Raw genomic sequence first — 17,240 nt, forward strand, 5'->3', positions numbered from 1 at the left:
TTTTTGTTATAAATATCAGCTCATTTCAATGTTTTTGCGTTAACATGGGATAAATCGTCAAATAAGAGGGTGAGAATCGTGTTTTTTGCCACCTTAATAAATGCTTTATAGGGATTTATGAGTTCTTCTTCGTCACTTAAATCATCTTTGCCCAACACACCTAAGGGGGTAAAAGGGTTGCTGGCTTCTAGCCTCATTGTTGCTAGCATGACAATGTTGTCCCGGATTTTAGGTTTGGCGCGCGATGTAGTCATTGCTACTTTGTTTGGTGCAGGCTCTCAAGCGGATGCGTTTTTTGTGGCATTTAAAATCCCCAACTTTCTACGTAGGTTATTTGCTGAAGGTGCTTTTAATCAGGCATTTGTGCCTGTGTTGGCAGAAATAAGTGAGCAGGACAACCAACAACTGCTCAAGCTCATGATCAGCAAGGTAGCGGGAAGTTTGTTGCTAGTATTAACCATCATCACCGTTATTGCTGTGGTAGCTGCACCTGTGTTGGCACTAGTGTTTGCTCCAGGCTTTGCGGGAGATAGCGATAAGCTAGGCTTAACGGCCGATATGCTGCGTATCACCTTCCCTTATTTGCTGCTTATATCCATGACAGGGTTTTTTGGTAGTTTGTTAAACTATTCAAAACGTTTTGCTATTCCAGCACTCACGCCCGTGTTACTTAACCTTAGCTTAATCGCTGCAGCCCTTTGGGTAGCACCTCAAATGACGGTCCCAGTAATGGCTTTAGCCTGGGGTGTGCTGGCGGCAGGTATTTTGCAACTAGCCTTGCAGCTGCCCTTTGTGGCTCAGTTGGGGCTATTGGTGCGCCCACGTGTTGGTTTTAGCGATGCACGGGTGAAGCAAGTAATGAAGTTGATGCTGCCTGCTTTATTTGGAGTGTCAGTGGCGCAGATTAATTTGCTGTTAGATACGGTCCTTGCTTCGTTATTACAAAGTGGTAGTGTGTCTTGGTTATATTATTCAGATCGGTTGATGGAATTGCCCTTAGGTGTGTTTGGTATCGCTATTGCTACCGTTATTTTGCCAGGACTATCTCAGCGTCATGCGTCTAAATCGCCCCAAGCCTTTAGTAATACTCTAGATTGGGCGCTGCGAATGGTTATACTTATTGGCGTGCCTGCGGCAATCGCTTTAGGGCTGCTGGCAGAACCATTAATAGCTACATTATTTCATTATGGTGCTATGGGCGATAGAGATGTGTTGTTCAGTGCGGCTAGTTTGCGCGCTTATGCTTTTGGATTATTATTTTTTATGCTAATTAAAGTGCTGGCGCCAGGTTATTTTGCGCGACACGATATAAAAACCCCAGTGAGAATTGGCATTTGGGCGATGGCCAGTAATATGCTGTTAAACTTATTGTTAGTTTGGCAGTTTGCCCACGTGGGTTTAGCTATGGCAACATCTTTGTCTGCTTTGCTAAACGCTGCGTTGCTGGGAATTGGTTTGTATCGTAAAAAAATATGGCAGCCTCAGTCCGGATGGTTGGTTTTTTCATTACGTGTCCTGATTTCAAACATAGCTTTAATTGGGGTGATTTATATTACTTTTGAACCTGCACAAACATGGCTCATGTGGGGCATGTGGCAACGCATAGAACAATTAGCCATAGTGGTTGTTTTAGGGGCTTTAGCCTATAGCTGTGGGCTTTTCTTGTCAGGTCTTCGGCCCAAGCATATACAGGGTCCAAAATAGCCCCAAATATCAATTACTAATAAGCGTGTTGTTAGTCGCAAAATGCGTCGCGTCTAGTATATAATGCAAGGCTTACTTTTGCTGATGCCATTGGCTTCAATTTTGACGAGTGTTTATGGAATTTATTCGTGGTCTTTATAACCTCAAGCCTGAGCATCGCGGCTGTGTGGCGACCATTGGAAATTTCGACGGCGTCCACCTTGGCCATCAAAGGGTGTTGCGCCAAGTCAAGCTAAAGGCGCTAATGCAGGGGTTACCTGCTGTGGTTGTATTGTTTGAGCCACAGCCTTTAGAATATTTTGCTAAGGATCAGGCGCCACGCAGAATCACGCGGCTGCGAGAAAAACTACTTTTACTTGAGCAGCATGGCATTGATCGTGTTTTGTGTCTGCGTTTTGATGCTAAGTTGTTAAGTCTTAGTCCTCATGACTTCATTCAGCAATTATTGGTGAGTGGGCTGGCGGTGAGTCATTTTGTAGTAGGGGATGATTTTCGTTTCGGTAAAGGCCGCATGGGTAACTATGGGTTGTTACAGTCTGAGGGCTTGATCCATGGTTTTGATGTTGAAAATACTCAAACTTGTGAGCTTGATGGTGAGCGCGTTTCAAGTACACGCATTCGCAACGCGCTTGAAGTACATGACTTAGCAGCAGTTAGGCGCTTTATAGGCCGGCCGTTTATAGTGACAGGTAAAGTAGCTTACGGGCAGCAATTAGGCCGCAAGTTAGGTGTGCCTACAGCGAATATACGCTTGCAAAAACCACGTCCAGCCCTTCAAGGCGTATACGCTACATTAGTTCACGGGCTCTTAGATAAGCCTATTGCCAGTGTTGCTAATATTGGCTATCGCCCAACACTCGTCGGTGTTCAGCCTCAATTAGAGGTGCACCTCTTTGATTTCAGTGATGATTTCTATGGCAAGACGATAAGTGTAGAAATTTGCCAATTTATTCGTAGTGAAAAAAAGTTTGAGGGCCTCACTCAGCTACAAACACAGATAAAATTAGACATGCAAACAGCCAAAGATTTTTTTGCTGTGGCATCCCAATAGATTTAATTGATTATTATTTAAGAAGCGAACATAAGTATGAGCGACCATAAATCCACTTTGAACTTACCTCAAACAGACTTTCCCATGCGTGGTAATTTAGCCCAGCGTGAGCCTAAAATACTCAAGAAGTGGCAGCAAATGGATCTTTACAACAAACTGCGCGAAGCAGGAAAGGGTAAAGAACAATTTATATTGCATGATGGGCCTCCATACGCCAATGGTGATATTCATATTGGCCATGCAGTAAATAAAATACTCAAAGATATTATTGTTAAGTCTAAGACTTTAAGTGGTTTTGATGCGCCTTACGTGCCCGGTTGGGATTGCCACGGTCTGCCGATTGAACATAAGGTAGAGCAAAAAATTGGTAAAGCTGGCAACAAAGTGACCCATGCTGTGTTTCGTGAAAAGTGTCGCGTTTATGCGGAAAAGCAAGTTGCAGGGCAAATGGCAGACTTTGTTCGTTTAGGCATTATAGGTGACTGGGAAAACCCATATAAAACTATGCGCTTTGAAACAGAAGCTAATATCATCCGCTCATTGGGTAAGATAGTTGAAAATGGCCACTTGGTAAAAGGCTATAAGCCGGTTTACTGGAGTGTCGTGGGTGCGTCAGCTTTGGCTGAGGCTGAAGTTGAATATCAAGATAAAGTGTCTTTGTCCATTGATGTGCGTTACCAAGTGTTGGACCAACAAGCATGGAATCAAGCGTTTGGTGTAGTCACTGATTTGCCAACTTCTGTGGTTATTTGGACTACAACTCCTTGGACCTTGCCGTCAAGCCAAGCAGTAAGTATGCATGGCGAATTTGACTATGTGCTAGTTCAAGTCAATGATGAGTGTCAAGTATTTGCGAAAGACCTCGTTGAAAGTGCAATGGAACGATATGGCATTGATGACTTTAAGATCTTAGGCGAAGCTAAGGGACAAGTATTAGAAAATCTATCTCTACAGCATCCATTCTACGATGAGCGTCAAGTGCCAGTAATACTTGGAGATCATGTTACTACCGAAGCAGGTACAGGCAGTGTGCATACATCGCCAGATCACGGAGTAGATGACTTTAATGTTGGCCGTGCTTACGGCATAGGCACGCTTAACCTTGTTGATGATAATGGTGTTTTTGTAGATGCGGCTGGTGAATTTTCAGGTGCGCATGTTTATAAAGTAGACGACCAAGTGGTTGCTGCCTTAGAAGACCATGGCACTCTAGTGCATCAAGCTAAAATCACTCACAGTTATGCCCATTGCTGGCGTACCAAAACACCACTCATTTACCGTGCGACGCCTCAGTGGTTTATTTCTATGTCAGAAAATGGCTTGCTAGAAAAGGCCCTTGACGCTGTAAAAAATGTAGCTTGGCACCCCGAGTGGGGTGCAGCTCGTATTTCTGGTATGTTGTCTTCTAGCCCAGACTGGTGTGTTTCACGCCAGCGTACTTGGGGCGTTCCTATTACTTTGTTTGTTAACCGACAAACCCAACAATTACATCCTCGCACTGCTGAGTTATTTGAAGAGGTAGCCCAAAGAGTAGCTGAAAATGGTATCGACGCTTGGTTTGAGCTAGATGCTGCAGAGCTTTTAGGTGAAGAAGCTTGTGATTATCAAAAAGTTACAGATACTATGGACGTGTGGTTTGATTCTGGCACTACGCATTACTCGGTATTAGAGCAACGCCCTGAGTTGCGTTTTCCAGCAGATCTTTATTTAGAAGGCTCAGACCAGCACCGTGGTTGGTTTCAGTCGTCTTTAAAAACCTCTATTGCGATGCATGGTGTAGCTCCGTATAAAGGTGTATTGACTCACGGGTTTACCGTAGATGGCCAAGGCAGAAAAATGTCTAAGTCTATTGGTAATGTGATGTCACCTCAAAAAGTGTGCAACACTTTAGGTGCTGATATTATCCGACTTTGGGTGGCTTCGTCGGACTTTAGTGCAGAGATGGCAGTGTCTGATGAAATTCTTAATCGTACTGCGGACGCCTATCGCCGGATCCGCAATACAGCGCGTTTCTTACTCTCCAACCTTAATGGTTTTGAGCCTGCTGATAATCTGGTTAAAGTGGATGACATGCTGGCTTTAGACCAGTGGGTGCTTGGACGAGCTGCAACACTACAAACAGAAATCGAAGCTGCTTACCATAGCTATAACTTCCACGCAGTGTATCAAAAAATAACCCACTTTTGCTCACAAGACTTGGGTGGCTTTTATTTGGATATTATTAAAGATCGTCAATATACCTGCGCCGCAGACAGCCTTTCACGCCGCTCGGCACAAACAGCAATGTATCATTTAATCGAAACAATGACCCGTTGGATTGCGCCTATATTAAGCTTCACTGCTGATGAGTTGTGGGAACATATTCCAGGTAAACGTGCCGAATCTGTGCAGTTGGACGCTTGGTACGACATCCCTGAAGCTAACGCTACCAGCATGACTGCCGATTACTGGACGCAAATCATGGAAGTAAAGCAAGCGGTTAATAAAAACCTAGAAACACAACGCAGCCAAGGTGTCATTGGCGGTTCTTTAAGTGCTGAAATTATCTTATACGCAGTGCCAAAGCTCCATGCTCAACTAGAGCAACTAGGGGACGAGTTGAGATTTGTACTATTAACCTCAAAAGCATCTTTAGTGGCTGGCCAAGAGGGTGGAATTGAGACAGACTTTGAAGGCTTGCGACTAGACATTCAAGCTTCCAAACATACAAAGTGCGAGAGGTGTTGGCATCATCGTGAAGATGTGGGGGTTTCTGCACAAGAGCCAGAGCTGTGTGGTCGTTGTGTAGATAATGTCAGTGGTGCTGGTGAGACTCGACAGTTTGCCTAGTCGCTTTATTGGTCACTTCAAAACCTCAGCCTTGCGACGATATTTTTTGCTTGTGCTGGTGTTGTGGGCGCTGGATTTGTTGATCAAGTGGGGCATCACGCAAAGCTTTGATTATGCTCAAAGATTTAATGTGATGCCTTTTTTTGATCTCATCCTTGTGCACAACAAGGGAGCAGCGTTTAGTTTTTTAGCATCACAGTCAGGTTGGCAGCGGTGGTTTTTTTCGTTCATAGCCCTAGCTATCAGTATTTACCTAATAGTGTGGTTAAGAAATACTCCTCGCACACAGACTCTTTTAGGTTTAAGTTTAAGCTTATTATTGTCTGGAGCGCTGGGTAATTTGGTTGATCGAGTTGTAAACGGCTATGTAGTGGATTACTTACTTGTATATTACCCTCCTTATTATTTCCCAGCTTTTAATCTGGCCGATAGCTTGATTTTTATTGGTGTAGTGGGGTTATTAATAGATTTTTGGCAAACAGAAAAGGCAACAAAGCGTGACACAAAGCATTAATACATCTTCTCATGTGAAGCTAAACTTCGCCCTACATCATGCTAGCGGGCAAACCATAGACAGCACCTTTGATAAAGGCGCTGTAGAGCTCACCATAGGTGATGGCAACTTGTTGGAGGGGTTTGAATCGTGCCTTATTGGTTTGGTTACTGGCGACCATCAAACATTTATGGTTCCTCCACAAGAGGCCTTTGGCCAGCATAACCCGGCTAATTTACAAACCATAAAGCGCCACCAGTTTGGCCCTGACATGGTGCTGGAGCAGGGCTTGGTGGTGAGTTTTTCTGATGCTGCTAATACTGAGCTTCCAGGGGTAGTAAAAACCATTGACGGGGATAACGTAGTCGTGGATTTCAACCATCCTTTAGCAGGTGTCGAACTTAAATTTGAAGTAGAAATTTTAGAGGTTAGTTAACCGCTAGTCACCTTGGGTTAGCTTTCGCAGCCCTGTTGTTAATCACAACTTATAAAACTAAGCTACACTTAGACAGCAGCCAATAAGGATGTTGTCATGCGTTTATTAAATCACCGCCTACATGTGTTCTTTGTAACCTCTGGTTGGAGTTTGCTTGAGCTACTCATTGTCTTAGCCCTTGTGGCTATTATCGCTTCCTTAGCTGCGCCTGCGTTTTATGTGACCTGGCAGCTTCAGATCTTACATGACGAAAGGCAAAAGTTTGCTCAGCAAATTCGTTATGCGCGTCTCACCAGTTTACAAAAAAAATCTACAGTAAATCTTTGTTGGTCGCAAAGCTGTGGTATTACATCTGGGTTTGCAATTTATCTAGATACGGATCAAGACGGCCATTGGCAAGCTAAAGAAATGCTACTGTCTCATTGGCAACCTAATAAAGGAGTTTCTTTTAGCTTTAATCGTGGCGTTCAAATTAGCTTTAACTATGCTGGTAATACAGCACACTCTGGCACCATGGTTTTTTGTCCATTTTCAAACAAAGTTATTGATGAAAGCTTAGGCTTCGCTCTGGTCTTGTCATCAACTGGCCGCTTGCGAGAGACAAAATTATCATGTCTCTAGTTAGGGTGGTGGGTACTCATCAGATGTATCAAAAAATGCATCAACAAGGCTTATCTTTAATAGAAGTGCTATTAAGCTTAGGGTTATCCAGTGTGATGTTTTTGGTGCTATTTACAGCCCAAACTCATAGTCAAAAAGTGTTGGTGTATTCTCACCAATTACACTATGCCAATGGCCTTTTGGGTCAGCTCGCAGCTCAAGTTTGGGCTTACCCTCATCATTATCAAAATTTAATAAATACCTCATTAACGTTAGACCTTGGCTGCCTAGAAGGCAATCAATGCAATGGCGCGGATATGACACAAGCTTGGGCAACACATTGGCAACGAAGCTTACTTCATAATCTGCCAGGCGGTGAGTTTAATCTGCAATGTAATGGGGCATGCACACAAGGTAATAGGTTAACCATTGGTTTGACCTGGACTCAAAAGTTAGCTGTAGCCGATGATAAGTGTGAAAAGGGGGTAGCATGTATCCATTTAGATATCGCACTCTAAACGGCGCAAACCATAAAAATGGCTTTACCTTATTAGAGCTGGTGCTCAGTACAGGTCTTGCGGGGCTTATGATGGTTGCCATCACTACAAGTTTCTTACAGTTTAATCAACATAAATTACTATCTCAAACCTTGCTTCAAATGCAAGCCCAAAGCCAGTTAGTAGTTGCTCAAGTGCTCACTGATTGGTCCAATATCTGCGGTGCTGGAGTGAAATCAGGCACAGCCGCCACTATTAGTTTAATGCGCAAGTATCAGGGAAACTGTATGCAATATGACTATGGGCACAACGCCCAGAGCCACAATCTCACAAGACGAAGGTTTGGTGGGCGAAACAGCAGTTTTATTGCAAGAGTAGAGTCTATGGATCTCTATTTTGGTGTGGATAATGATCATGATTGCCGTATTGATCAGTGGCGAAGGAGCTATCAAGCCAGTGCAGTGTTAAACCTGCATCAAGTAAAGGTCGATTTAGAGCTTATGACTGCCTCTAGTGGGCAGTTGAGATCAGGTGGTGGCGATCTATGGTTATGGCGCCAAAGTGGTGAGTTTGTTATACACCCTGTTAGTTTTATCTGGCGGCTACCTAATGTGTGCAGCTAGGCTGTCTTTGCCACCTTTAATTTTGGGTTTAACATCAGGCTTGCATCCAAGAAGGGAACAAAAAGGCTGGCTGCTTTTAGCGGTCATTGTGATGCTTATGCTCATTTCTGTAGGTGTGGTTATGTTGATGTCACAAGCTCAATTAAGTTTAAGAGGTGTTGCGCAAGAACATCAAGCGATGCAGGAAAAAATCAACCAATGGCAACCTTTGTTAGAGCATAAGGCAGCACTTGATGCGCTCTAATCAGAGGGCCTTTAGCCTGATGGAGTTGTTGCTGGTGTTGGCCTTAGTGGGAGTGATGTTAGGTTTGGCGATACCCACTTGGCGTCAGCATCAATTATCTGTAGGCAGGCAGCAAGCATGGTTGCAATTGCATCGGATAGGTTTGCAGCAAGAAATGTGGCATTTGCAGCATGGACGATATTTTGAAGACATCAGCCTAGCGTCTATTGAAAGCGACCATTCGTATGAGCAAAAGCAAGGTAGTTATTATTATCAAGTAAAATTATTAGAAACGGGGTTTCTTTTGTCAGCTACGGTAAATAACAATGGACCCCAAAGCCTCGATACACTTTGTTGGTATTTAACGTTATCTGATGCTGGTGAAATGAAAAGTCTTGGTAAAGCTGGGGAGTCCAACTTGTGCAAATAAGCACTTTGCTGCCAATATGGGTTAAAATAAGTCATCTCCACTAGGCCTTGGAATAAAATCATGATTACCTCGCAACAACACAAAATTATTGCATCACTTAATACGTTACCTACTATTGATGTAGCCATAGAAGTGTCTAAAAGAGTAGAATTTCTTAAGCATAGTCTAATGACAGCTGGGGCGAAGTCATTAGTGTTAGGTTTGTCAGGGGGCGTCGATTCAACTACTGCGGGTAAGTTGGCACAAATGGCATGTGACCAATTAAACTTACAATATCAAACTAATGACTACCAATTTATTGCCGTGCGCTTGCCATACGGAGTGCAAGCTGATGAAAGTGATGCCCAGTTAGCTTTGGATTTTATTCAGCCTAATCAGCGTCTAGAGATAAATATAGACGCCATGGTTAAAGGCCTGGATTTGGCTGCCAAAGAGTTAGTGGCACTTGCTGAACCCAATTCCCATCAGTTGGATTTTTCACGCGGTAATAATAAAGCTCGCGCTAGAATGAGTGCGCAATATTATGTAGCAAGCTTGCTTAATGGTTTGGTAATTGGTACCGATCATGGCGCAGAAGCGATTACTGGGTTTTTTACAAAACACGGAGATGGTGCGTGTGATATTGCGCCATTATTCGGGCTCAATAAGCGTCAGGTGAGAAGTTTGGTAGCCTATTTAGGAGCGCCTGATAATTTGGTGAATAAAACACCTACAGCAGATTTAGAAGAACATAACCCCCAGCAGGCCGATGAGGATTCATTGGGTATTACTTACGATCAAATAGATGATTATCTAGAAGGCAAAGATATCTCTAGCGACGCCCAACTGCAGTTAGAGCAGCGCTATCGCCAAACTGAACATAAGCGCCAAGGCCCAGTTACACTATACTGTAGCTGGGATGTTTAGCGCATTGTTAGTCAAATAAATTAAATGTTAGTCGGTTCAGCCACGTTTGAACAGCTGGTTGCTCCTGCTGTTTAGGGTCTTCACTGCTGGCGTTGTTGTCGCCAAAATTAGCCTCTAATACCTGCTGAGCATTATTGGCATTATCTAGTAAGCCTAGTTTGGTATAGGCCTTTACCATAATGCCTAATGCAAGCTCTACCGATGGAGTGAGCTGGTAATTTTCCACCACATACTTTGCCCTGTTTGCTGCAGCAAGCCAGGCGTTAATTGAAATGTAGTGATTGGCGACGTGAATTTCATGCTCAGCTAATAAATTCCTAAGATAGACCATTCTTATGCGAGCATCTGCAGCGTATTCACTATTTGGAAAGCGCAGTAGCAGTGTTGAAAAATCGTCAAAGGAGTCGCGCGCTGCACTGGAATCTTTTTTTGCTTTATCTATACCAAGGTATTGATCAAACGCGCCTTTATTCTCTTCAAAAGCTGTTAACCCCTTCAAGTAATAAGCGTAATCCACATGTTCATGATCTGGGTATAAGCGTATAAAACGAGTCGCTGAAGCTTTTGCAGCGGCAGGTTGGTTAAGCCGGTAGTAGGCGTAAATAAGTTCAAGCTGAGCTTGCTTAGAATAGCGACCGTAAGGATAACGAGCTTCCATGGCTTCTAAATCTTCAATAGCCAGGCGATAATCTCCCCCTTCTAGTTTCACAACGGCACTTGCATAAAGTTCTTTTTCTGGTTGTATGTCCTCAATCACAGGCCCTGAGTCTGTATTAGCACAAGCGCCAAGCAATAAGCTGATGAACAATATTCCAGAAAGATGAAGTAAGCGGTTTGAAGTATTAAGTCGCATAGTGTGTAAGTTGCCCGTTGCTGCCTGATTGCATAAAGTGTTGAGTATATCATTGTTATTGAACAGCGTAATTGTCCTAAATACTGTACAATGGCCCCTAGTTTAATATGCTAGCTTAACTAGCGCCAACGAAAGTCTTATCATGCACGAAACTATTTCCCTCCAAGCGCAAGTCGACCCAGAATGGGCAGGCATGCGTGTTGATCAAATTGCTGCTGTAGTATTCTCAGATTACTCTCGTTCACGCTTGAAAAAGTGGATCGAAGAAGGTGATATTCTCGTCAATGGCGTTCAGCTTAGGCCCAGAGAAAAACTATACGGCGGTGAAAAGATCACCTTAGAATGCCAGATAGAAATTCAAGAGCGGTGGCAGCCAGAACCTATCGATATTGATATTGTTTATGAAGATGATTATATATTAATCATCAATAAAGCGGCTGGGTTAGTGGTTCATCCAGCTGCAGGCCATCATGGCGGCACCTTGTTGAATGCGTTGCTCCATCATTGCCCTCAGCTTAATGGTGTGCCTCGTGCAGGTATTGTGCATCGCTTAGACAAAGACACTACAGGTTTGATGGTAGTGGCGAAAACTATTCCGGCACAAACTGCATTGGTCGCTCAGCTGCAAGATCGTAGTATGGGGCGTGAATATGAAGCTGTTGTGCAAGGCGTGCTAACAGGTGGCGGTACAGTAGACGAACCCATGGGACGACACAGTCGGAACCGTTTGAAAATGGCTGTTTCAGCTGTTGGTAAAGAAGCGATAACGCACTTTCGAGTCTTGCGTCGTTTCCGCGCCCACACTCATATTCGCTTAAAGTTAGAAACAGGGCGTACGCACCAGATCCGTGTGCATATGACCCATGTCAATTATCCAATACAAGGTGATCCCCTTTATGGTGGCCGTCAGCGCTTGCCTAAAGGGTGTGATGAAGAGTTTTTGGACAGTTTGCGAGGTTTTAAGCGTCAAGCGTTGCATGCTAAGCGTCTAGAGCTAATGCACCCTATTACCCATGAAGATATGGAATGGGAAGTGGATTTACCTGAAGATATGTCTGAATTACTTAAGCATATGCTCATTGACACTAAACTTAATCCTCATTCGAGGTTGTAATGCAGGATGTGGGCCATACTTCGCGCTACTTAACGCTAGATTGGCCCGCGCCAGCTAATGTGCGAGCAATAACGACTTGTCGTGGGTTAAACACGGATGAGCCGCTGATTGGCTTGGCTGGTTTTAATCTTGCACGGCATGTGCAAGACAGGCCTGATCGTGTATTGCATCACCGCGCCCAGTTACAGCAAGACCTTAATCTAGAACGACAACCCTTTTGGCTTAATCAAACCCACTCTACTCAACTATTAAGCTTGCCCGCGCAAGCTGGCGTGTACGACTGTGACGGCAGCTACACGCAAGCTAAGCATTGGCCTTGTGTAGTGATGACGGCAGATTGTTTGCCGGTGCTATTATGTGATACTTCAGGCACTCAGGTTGCTGCTGTTCATGCTGGATGGCAAGGGTTAGCTGGTGGGATACTTAGCCAAGCAGTGGCGCAATTTTCAGACCCTAGACAAGTGATGGTATGGCTTGGCCCTGCAATTGGCCCAGGCGCCTTTGAAGTAGGTATCGATGTACTGCGAGCCTTTGATGTGGACCCTTTATCTAAGTGTGAAGAGTTTGTGGCTATAAAGTCAAAATCAAACAAGTGGTTAGGCAATTTGTACGCCTTAGCTCGTAAAGAGCTTGCGCAGCTTGGAGTTACGCTGGTCTTTGGTGGCAATGACTGTACTTTTTCAGATGAAAAACGATTTTATTCACACCGGCGTGACCCATCAAGTGGACGCATGGCCAGTTTGATTTGGATGGTTTAGCTTTATCTAATGTGTAATTGATTCTACTTGAATTCAACTCTTGATCGCCCCATATATAAACCATAATAATATGTAAGTCACATTAATCAGGCTTTTGTGTATAGGCTGATAGATATATTCGAGGTTTTATTATGCGTTTTGAAAAACTCACTAATCGCTTACAAGAAGCCATAGGTGAAGCCCAAACACTTGCCCTGTCATTAGATCATCAATTTATTGAATCTGAGCACATGCTTAGTGCTTTGCTGCAACAGCAAGGTGGATCATCACAATCTTTGTTAGTTCAAGCCGGTGCCGATATGCCTATGGTGCAAACAAAGCTAAGTCAGCGTTTAAGTCATATGGCAAAAATAGGCAACGATAGTGGCGATGTACATATAGGCAATAGCTTGTCTCGTTTGTTTAACTTAGCTGAAAAGGCTACTAGTAAGTCAGGTGACCAATTCATCTCCAGTGAGCAACTGGTTATGGTTATGGTAAAAGAAAAAGCTAGTGTTGGAGATTTGTTAATAAAAGCAGGGGTTAGTGCTATTAAGTTAGCTCAACTTATAGAAAAATTGCGCGGCGGCGACAAAGTAAATACCCAAGGTGCCGAAGAAGAGTGGCAAGCGTTAGATAAATTCACTATCAACCTTACACAAAGAGCAGAAGCAGGTAAGTTGGACCCAGTCATTGGTCGGGACGATGAAATTCGTCGTGCTATTCAAGTTTTGCAGCGGCGCACTAAAAATAACCCAGTCTTAATTGGTGAGCCTGGTGTTGGAAAAACAGCCATTGTTGAAGGCTTGGCTCAGCGCATTATTAATGGGGAAGTGCCAGAAGGTTTGCTTGGCAAGCAAGTTTTATCTTTAGACATGGGCGCGCTTATTGCTGGTGCGAAATTCCGTGGGGAGTTTGAAGAGCGTCTAAAGAGTGTGCTTAGTGAATTGAGTAAGCAAGATGGCAATATCATTTTATTTATTGATGAAATTCATACTATGGTAGGCGCGGGTAAAGGCGAGGGTGCTATGGATGCGGGTAATATGCTCAAACCAGCCCTGGCTCGTGGTGAATTGCACTGTTTGGGGGCCACCACTTTAGATGAATACCGCAAGTATGTTGAAAAAGATGCAGCGTTAGAGCGCCGCTTCCAAAAGGTCTATGTAGGTGAGCCAACTGAGCAAGCCACCATTGCCATATTACGTGGTTTAAAGGAGCGTTATGAGCTTCATCACGGTGTAGATATTACTGATTCAGCTATTATAGCCGCCGCACGACTATCTTCGCGTTATATTACAGATAGACAATTACCTGATAAAGCCATCGATTTGATAGATGAAGCTGGAAGTCGTATTCGTATGGAAATGGACTCCAAGCCTGAAATAATGGATAAACTTGAGCGGCATATCATTCAGTTAAAAATTGAGCGTGAAGCCCTGAGAAAGGAAAAGGACAGGGCTGCTGCTGCGCGGTTAAAAATATTAGAGAATGAGCTAGCGCAACAAGAAAAAGAATTTGCCGATTTGCTTGAAATTTGGAATGCGGAGAAGACCTCTGTATACGGCGTACAAAAAGTTAAAGAGCGTTTAGAGATCGCCCGTCAGGAATTAGAAGTGGCTCGTCGAAGTAGCGACTTGGGTCGCATGTCTGAATTACAATATGGCACTATTCCAGATTTAGAAAAGCAACTAGTAGCAGCTCACGAGGCTGAAGTGGTCGAAACTACTTTGCTACGTAGCAAAGTAGGAGAGGAAGAAATTGCTGAAGTGGTAAGCATGTGGACAGGGATTCCTGTGAGTCGAATGCTTGCAGGCGAAAAAGAAAAGCTCTTGAATATGGAAGGCGTGCTGCATCGGCAAGTGATTGGGCAAGATGAGGCTGTATCCAGTGTTTCTAATGCAGTGAGGCGGTCACGTTCTGGTTTAGCCGACCCCAACCGACCTAATGGGTCTTTCTTGTTTCTAGGGCCTACAGGAGTAGGTAAGACTGAGTTATGTAAATCGTTGGCCACCTTTTTGTTTGATACACAAGAAGCTATGGTGCGTATCGATATGTCTGAGTTTATGGAAAAGCACTCTGTGGCTAGGCTTATTGGGGCTCCCCCCGGATATGTAGGATATGAGGAAGGGGGTTATTTAACAGAAGCGGTTCGACGTAGGCCATACTCTGTGTTGTTACTAGATGAAGTGGAGAAGGCGCACCCTGATGTGTTCAATATTTTATTACAGGTGTTAGATGATGGCAGGCTTACAGATGGACAGGGGCGAACGGTAGATTTTCGTAATACTGTCATCGTGATGACCTCAAACATGGGCTCAGATATTATTCAAAATATGACTGATGAAAGTCAGTACGAACAGATGCGCAAAGGCGTCCTGGATGCAGTGAGTGTGCATTTTAGACCAGAATTGCTCAATCGTATTGACGAGCTGGTGGTGTTTCATTCTTTAAATAAGGAACATGTAAGAAAAATTGCTGATGTTCAGCTATTACGTCTTCATAATCGTCTGCAAGAACACAGTTTAAGTTTGCAACTCACTGATGCTGCAAAAGACTTAGTTGTTGAAGAAGGGTTTGATCCTGTCTATGGGGCTAGGCCGTTAAAGCGTTCGATCCAGCGCAATTTAGAAAATCCATTAGCACAAGAGCTATTAGCCGGGCACTTTTTACCAGATGAAATTATTCTGGCAGATGTTGAGGATAGTAAGATAACCTTTAATGTAGCCCAAAAGCACTAGTCACATTAAAGGCCGTGTTAGTGATTTGAGTCTGTGAATTTAGCCCTTAGCTATAGCTGGCAAGCAAGGACGCGTGCCAATTCTAATACATTGCATTTTCGTCCCTCACAACTTCTCGTAATACCTGTAAAAATAGCTGGTCTGCATCACTGTGTTCGGCAGGGATTTTTACGTTGGTCGTTGCTGCTATTTTTTGGGCGATAATAGCGTCGGCATTATCTTCATCTATCAACTCGCGAGTAATAGCTAACGAGTGAGAAATAATATCGGGTTCAACAAAAATTTTCTTTAAGAAACCTCGTAGCTCTTCGATGGTTCGTTGAGACTTTCGTAACTCTAAATTAGACATGGCATACCTCAAACTAAAACGTTTTGTTATTAACTTATGACTATACCACCAAATGTTTGTTGCTGGTTTGAAAAACTACACGGGAAATGTAGAAGTTTATTCTCTATTAACCCTTGTTTTAGACTTAAGCTATTGAATTACAGGCCTTGGCGTGTGAAAATTATTCTTTTAGGTTGATGCACATGTCGCGCAGGTGATCCCTCGCGTTTGTGATACGGTAAGCAGTACCCTTTCGCTTGTCTGCCCTGAGTTCTACGCACGTTGCAACCCGACAATGCCGACCTCCGAGCGTCACCACTAAAGGCACATTCTGTGCCTGCACGATATTGCGGGCTGGCTACAAGCGCTGTCCGTAAATTATCGATGGTTACATGAGATTAGTCTCAGACAAATAACTGCCGCTTCTTTTAGAATGTGGTGAGAGGATATTACAATGGAAATGCTTTCCGGTGCGGAAATGGTTATCCGCAGTTTACAAGATCAAAAGATAGAATATATATACGGCTACCCTGGTGGTTCTGTGTTACATATTTATGACGCCTTGGCTCAACAAGACCAAGTGAAACATATTTTAGTACGCCACGAGCAAGCTGCCACACACATGGCTGACGCTTATGCGCGTGCATCTGGCAAGCCTGGGGTTGTGTTAGTGACTTCTGGCCCGGGTGCAACTAATGCTGTCACAGGTATTGCTACCGCTTTTATGGATTCTATTCCTATGGTGGTGCTTTGTGGGCAGGTGCCTAGCACCCTAATTGGCGAAGATGCTTTCCAAGAAACTGACATGATGGGTGTATCCCGCCCAGTAGTTAAGCATAACTTTGCGATTAAGCATCCGTCAGAAATCCCAAGCACTATTAAGAAAGCATTTTATATCGCAAGTAGTGGTCGACCTGGCCCTGTGGTTATTGATATACCCAAAGATATGACTACTCCAACAGACAAATTTGAATACAACTACCCTGAGTCTGTGTCTTTGCGTTCCTATAGTCCAGCCACCCGGGGTCATAGTGGGCAAATTAAGAAAGCTGTAGAGCTCATGCTTAATGCCCGTCGTCCTGTAATTTTGGTAGGCGGTGGCACTGTTGGTGGGAGAGCATCAGCTGAAGCCACAGAATTAGCTCGAACACTAAATTTCCCAGTGACTACAACGTTGATGGGTTTAGGTGGTTTTCCAGCATCAGATCCACAGTGGTTGGGTTGGCCTGGGATGCATGGAACCTATGAAGCCAACACTGCTTTACACCATTCAGATTTAATTTTAAGTATTGGCGCACGCTTTGATGACCGCGTGACCAATGCCACGGAGAAGTTTTGCCCAACGGCAAAGATTATTCATATCGATATTGACCCATCCTCCATTTCAAAAACCATCGCTGTTGATGTGCCTATTGTAGGGCCAGCTAAAAGCGTATTGTTAGAAATGTTAGCTTTACTTGCCAAAAGCGATAAAGATATTGATGCAGATGCATTAACTGATTGGTGGTCACAGATCAACGAGTGGCGTAAGCGCCATGGTGGTCGCTACGAGCTTAACGACGCTAATGGTTTGCTTAAGCCTCAAGAAGTTATTGAAGCGCTGTATGAAATTACTAAAGGAGATGCATATATTTGTTCTGATGTAGGTCAGCATCAAATGTTTGCAGCCCAATATTAT

The 17,240-nt window shown here is 43.9% G+C and carries 17 protein-coding genes (1 of these 17 running past the window's edge); 15 read left to right on the forward strand and 2 right to left on the reverse strand.

The features are described 5' to 3' along the window. The first annotated feature begins 117 nt into the window (after nucleotides 1-117). From murJ to nadE, 11 genes are all read left to right on the forward strand, one after another. Nucleotides 118-1,704 carry a murein biosynthesis integral membrane protein MurJ gene (gene murJ / locus ABXT42_RS02000; RefSeq protein ID WP_443628712.1) on the forward strand — a complete coding sequence of 529 codons (1,587 nt, stop codon included), beginning with the start codon at nucleotides 118-120 and terminating at the stop codon, nucleotides 1,702-1,704. Between the two features lie 115 nt (nucleotides 1,705-1,819). Beyond that, complete coding sequence (gene ribF / locus ABXT42_RS02005) at nucleotides 1,820-2,755, forward strand: bifunctional riboflavin kinase/FAD synthetase (protein ID WP_443628713.1); 936 nt, start codon at nucleotides 1,820-1,822, stop codon at nucleotides 2,753-2,755. A gap of 36 nt (nucleotides 2,756-2,791) precedes the next feature. Next, nucleotides 2,792-5,584 (forward strand): isoleucine--tRNA ligase, encoded by a 2,793-nt coding sequence (gene ileS, locus ABXT42_RS02010; RefSeq protein ID WP_443628714.1) that lies wholly within the window; start codon nucleotides 2,792-2,794, stop codon nucleotides 5,582-5,584. Continuing rightward, complete coding sequence (gene lspA / locus ABXT42_RS02015) at nucleotides 5,562-6,098, forward strand: signal peptidase II (protein ID WP_443628715.1); 537 nt, start codon at nucleotides 5,562-5,564, stop codon at nucleotides 6,096-6,098. The genes ileS and lspA overlap by 23 nt, the downstream gene beginning before the upstream one ends. Further along, nucleotides 6,082-6,513: an FKBP-type peptidyl-prolyl cis-trans isomerase gene (locus ABXT42_RS02020; protein ID WP_443628716.1), complete on the forward strand. Its 432-nt coding sequence runs from the start codon at nucleotides 6,082-6,084 to the stop codon at nucleotides 6,511-6,513. The genes lspA and ABXT42_RS02020 overlap by 17 nt, the downstream gene beginning before the upstream one ends. Nucleotides 6,514-6,609: 96 nt before the next feature. After that, the gene (locus tag ABXT42_RS02025; RefSeq protein WP_443628717.1) at nucleotides 6,610-7,134 is read left to right on the forward strand and encodes a GspH/FimT family protein; all 525 of its coding nucleotides are present in this window, start codon (nucleotides 6,610-6,612) and stop codon (nucleotides 7,132-7,134) included. Then, nucleotides 7,125-7,631: a type IV pilus modification PilV family protein gene (locus tag ABXT42_RS02030; protein WP_443628718.1), complete on the forward strand. Its 507-nt coding sequence runs from the start codon at nucleotides 7,125-7,127 to the stop codon at nucleotides 7,629-7,631. The genes ABXT42_RS02025 and ABXT42_RS02030 overlap by 10 nt, the downstream gene beginning before the upstream one ends. After that, nucleotides 7,604-8,233, forward strand: coding sequence for a PulJ/GspJ family protein (locus ABXT42_RS02035; protein ID WP_443628719.1), 630 nt, complete (start codon nucleotides 7,604-7,606; stop codon nucleotides 8,231-8,233). The genes ABXT42_RS02030 and ABXT42_RS02035 overlap by 28 nt, the downstream gene beginning before the upstream one ends. Nucleotides 8,234-8,240: 7 nt before the next feature. Beyond that, nucleotides 8,241-8,477, forward strand: coding sequence for a hypothetical protein (locus tag ABXT42_RS02040; RefSeq protein WP_443628720.1), 237 nt, complete (start codon nucleotides 8,241-8,243; stop codon nucleotides 8,475-8,477). Then, on the forward strand, nucleotides 8,467-8,886 hold the full coding sequence (locus ABXT42_RS02045; RefSeq protein WP_443628721.1) for a prepilin-type N-terminal cleavage/methylation domain-containing protein: 420 nt from the start codon (nucleotides 8,467-8,469) through the stop codon (nucleotides 8,884-8,886). Before ABXT42_RS02040 ends, ABXT42_RS02045 begins: the two co-directional genes overlap by 11 nt. Before the next feature lie 60 nt (nucleotides 8,887-8,946). Further along, nucleotides 8,947-9,792, forward strand: a complete 846-nt coding sequence (gene nadE / locus ABXT42_RS02050) for an ammonia-dependent NAD(+) synthetase (protein WP_443628722.1) — start codon at nucleotides 8,947-8,949, stop codon at nucleotides 9,790-9,792. Between the two features lie 7 nt (nucleotides 9,793-9,799). Here the strand turns inward: nadE and ABXT42_RS02055 are convergent, their stop codons facing one another. Next, nucleotides 9,800-10,645: an outer membrane protein assembly factor BamD gene (locus ABXT42_RS02055; protein ID WP_443628723.1), complete on the reverse strand. Its 846-nt coding sequence runs from the start codon at nucleotides 10,643-10,645 to the stop codon at nucleotides 9,800-9,802. A gap of 142 nt (nucleotides 10,646-10,787) precedes the next feature. On the opposite strand from ABXT42_RS02055, the gene rluD reads away from it, so the two are divergent. From rluD to clpB, 3 genes are all read left to right on the forward strand, one after another. Then, nucleotides 10,788-11,759: a 23S rRNA pseudouridine(1911/1915/1917) synthase RluD gene (rluD, locus tag ABXT42_RS02060; RefSeq protein ID WP_443628724.1), complete on the forward strand. Its 972-nt coding sequence runs from the start codon at nucleotides 10,788-10,790 to the stop codon at nucleotides 11,757-11,759. Beyond that, the gene (gene pgeF / locus ABXT42_RS02065; protein WP_443628725.1) at nucleotides 11,759-12,517 is read left to right on the forward strand and encodes a peptidoglycan editing factor PgeF; all 759 of its coding nucleotides are present in this window, start codon (nucleotides 11,759-11,761) and stop codon (nucleotides 12,515-12,517) included. The genes rluD and pgeF overlap by 1 nt, the downstream gene beginning before the upstream one ends. A 131-nt stretch (nucleotides 12,518-12,648) precedes the next feature. After that, nucleotides 12,649-15,234 carry an ATP-dependent chaperone ClpB gene (gene clpB / locus ABXT42_RS02070; RefSeq protein WP_443628726.1) on the forward strand — a complete coding sequence of 862 codons (2,586 nt, stop codon included), beginning with the start codon at nucleotides 12,649-12,651 and terminating at the stop codon, nucleotides 15,232-15,234. An 82-nt stretch (nucleotides 15,235-15,316) separates the two neighbouring features. Here the strand turns inward: clpB and ABXT42_RS02075 are convergent, their stop codons facing one another. Continuing rightward, nucleotides 15,317-15,583, reverse strand: a complete 267-nt coding sequence (locus ABXT42_RS02075) for a hypothetical protein (protein ID WP_443628727.1) — start codon at nucleotides 15,581-15,583, stop codon at nucleotides 15,317-15,319. Between the two features lie 433 nt (nucleotides 15,584-16,016). On the opposite strand from ABXT42_RS02075, the gene ABXT42_RS02080 reads away from it, so the two are divergent. Next, a protein-coding gene (locus ABXT42_RS02080; RefSeq protein ID WP_443628728.1) for an acetolactate synthase 3 large subunit crosses the window boundary here: on the forward strand, nucleotides 16,017-17,240 show its 5' portion. The gene runs 501 nt beyond the window's last position; 1,224 of the gene's 1,725 nt are visible here — the first part of the coding sequence; it begins with the start codon at nucleotides 16,017-16,019; its stop codon lies off the right edge, out of view.

Source organism: Candidatus Njordibacter sp. Uisw_002 (assembly GCF_047730155.1).
GTDB lineage: Bacteria > Pseudomonadota > Gammaproteobacteria > Pseudomonadales > Balneatricaceae > Njordibacter.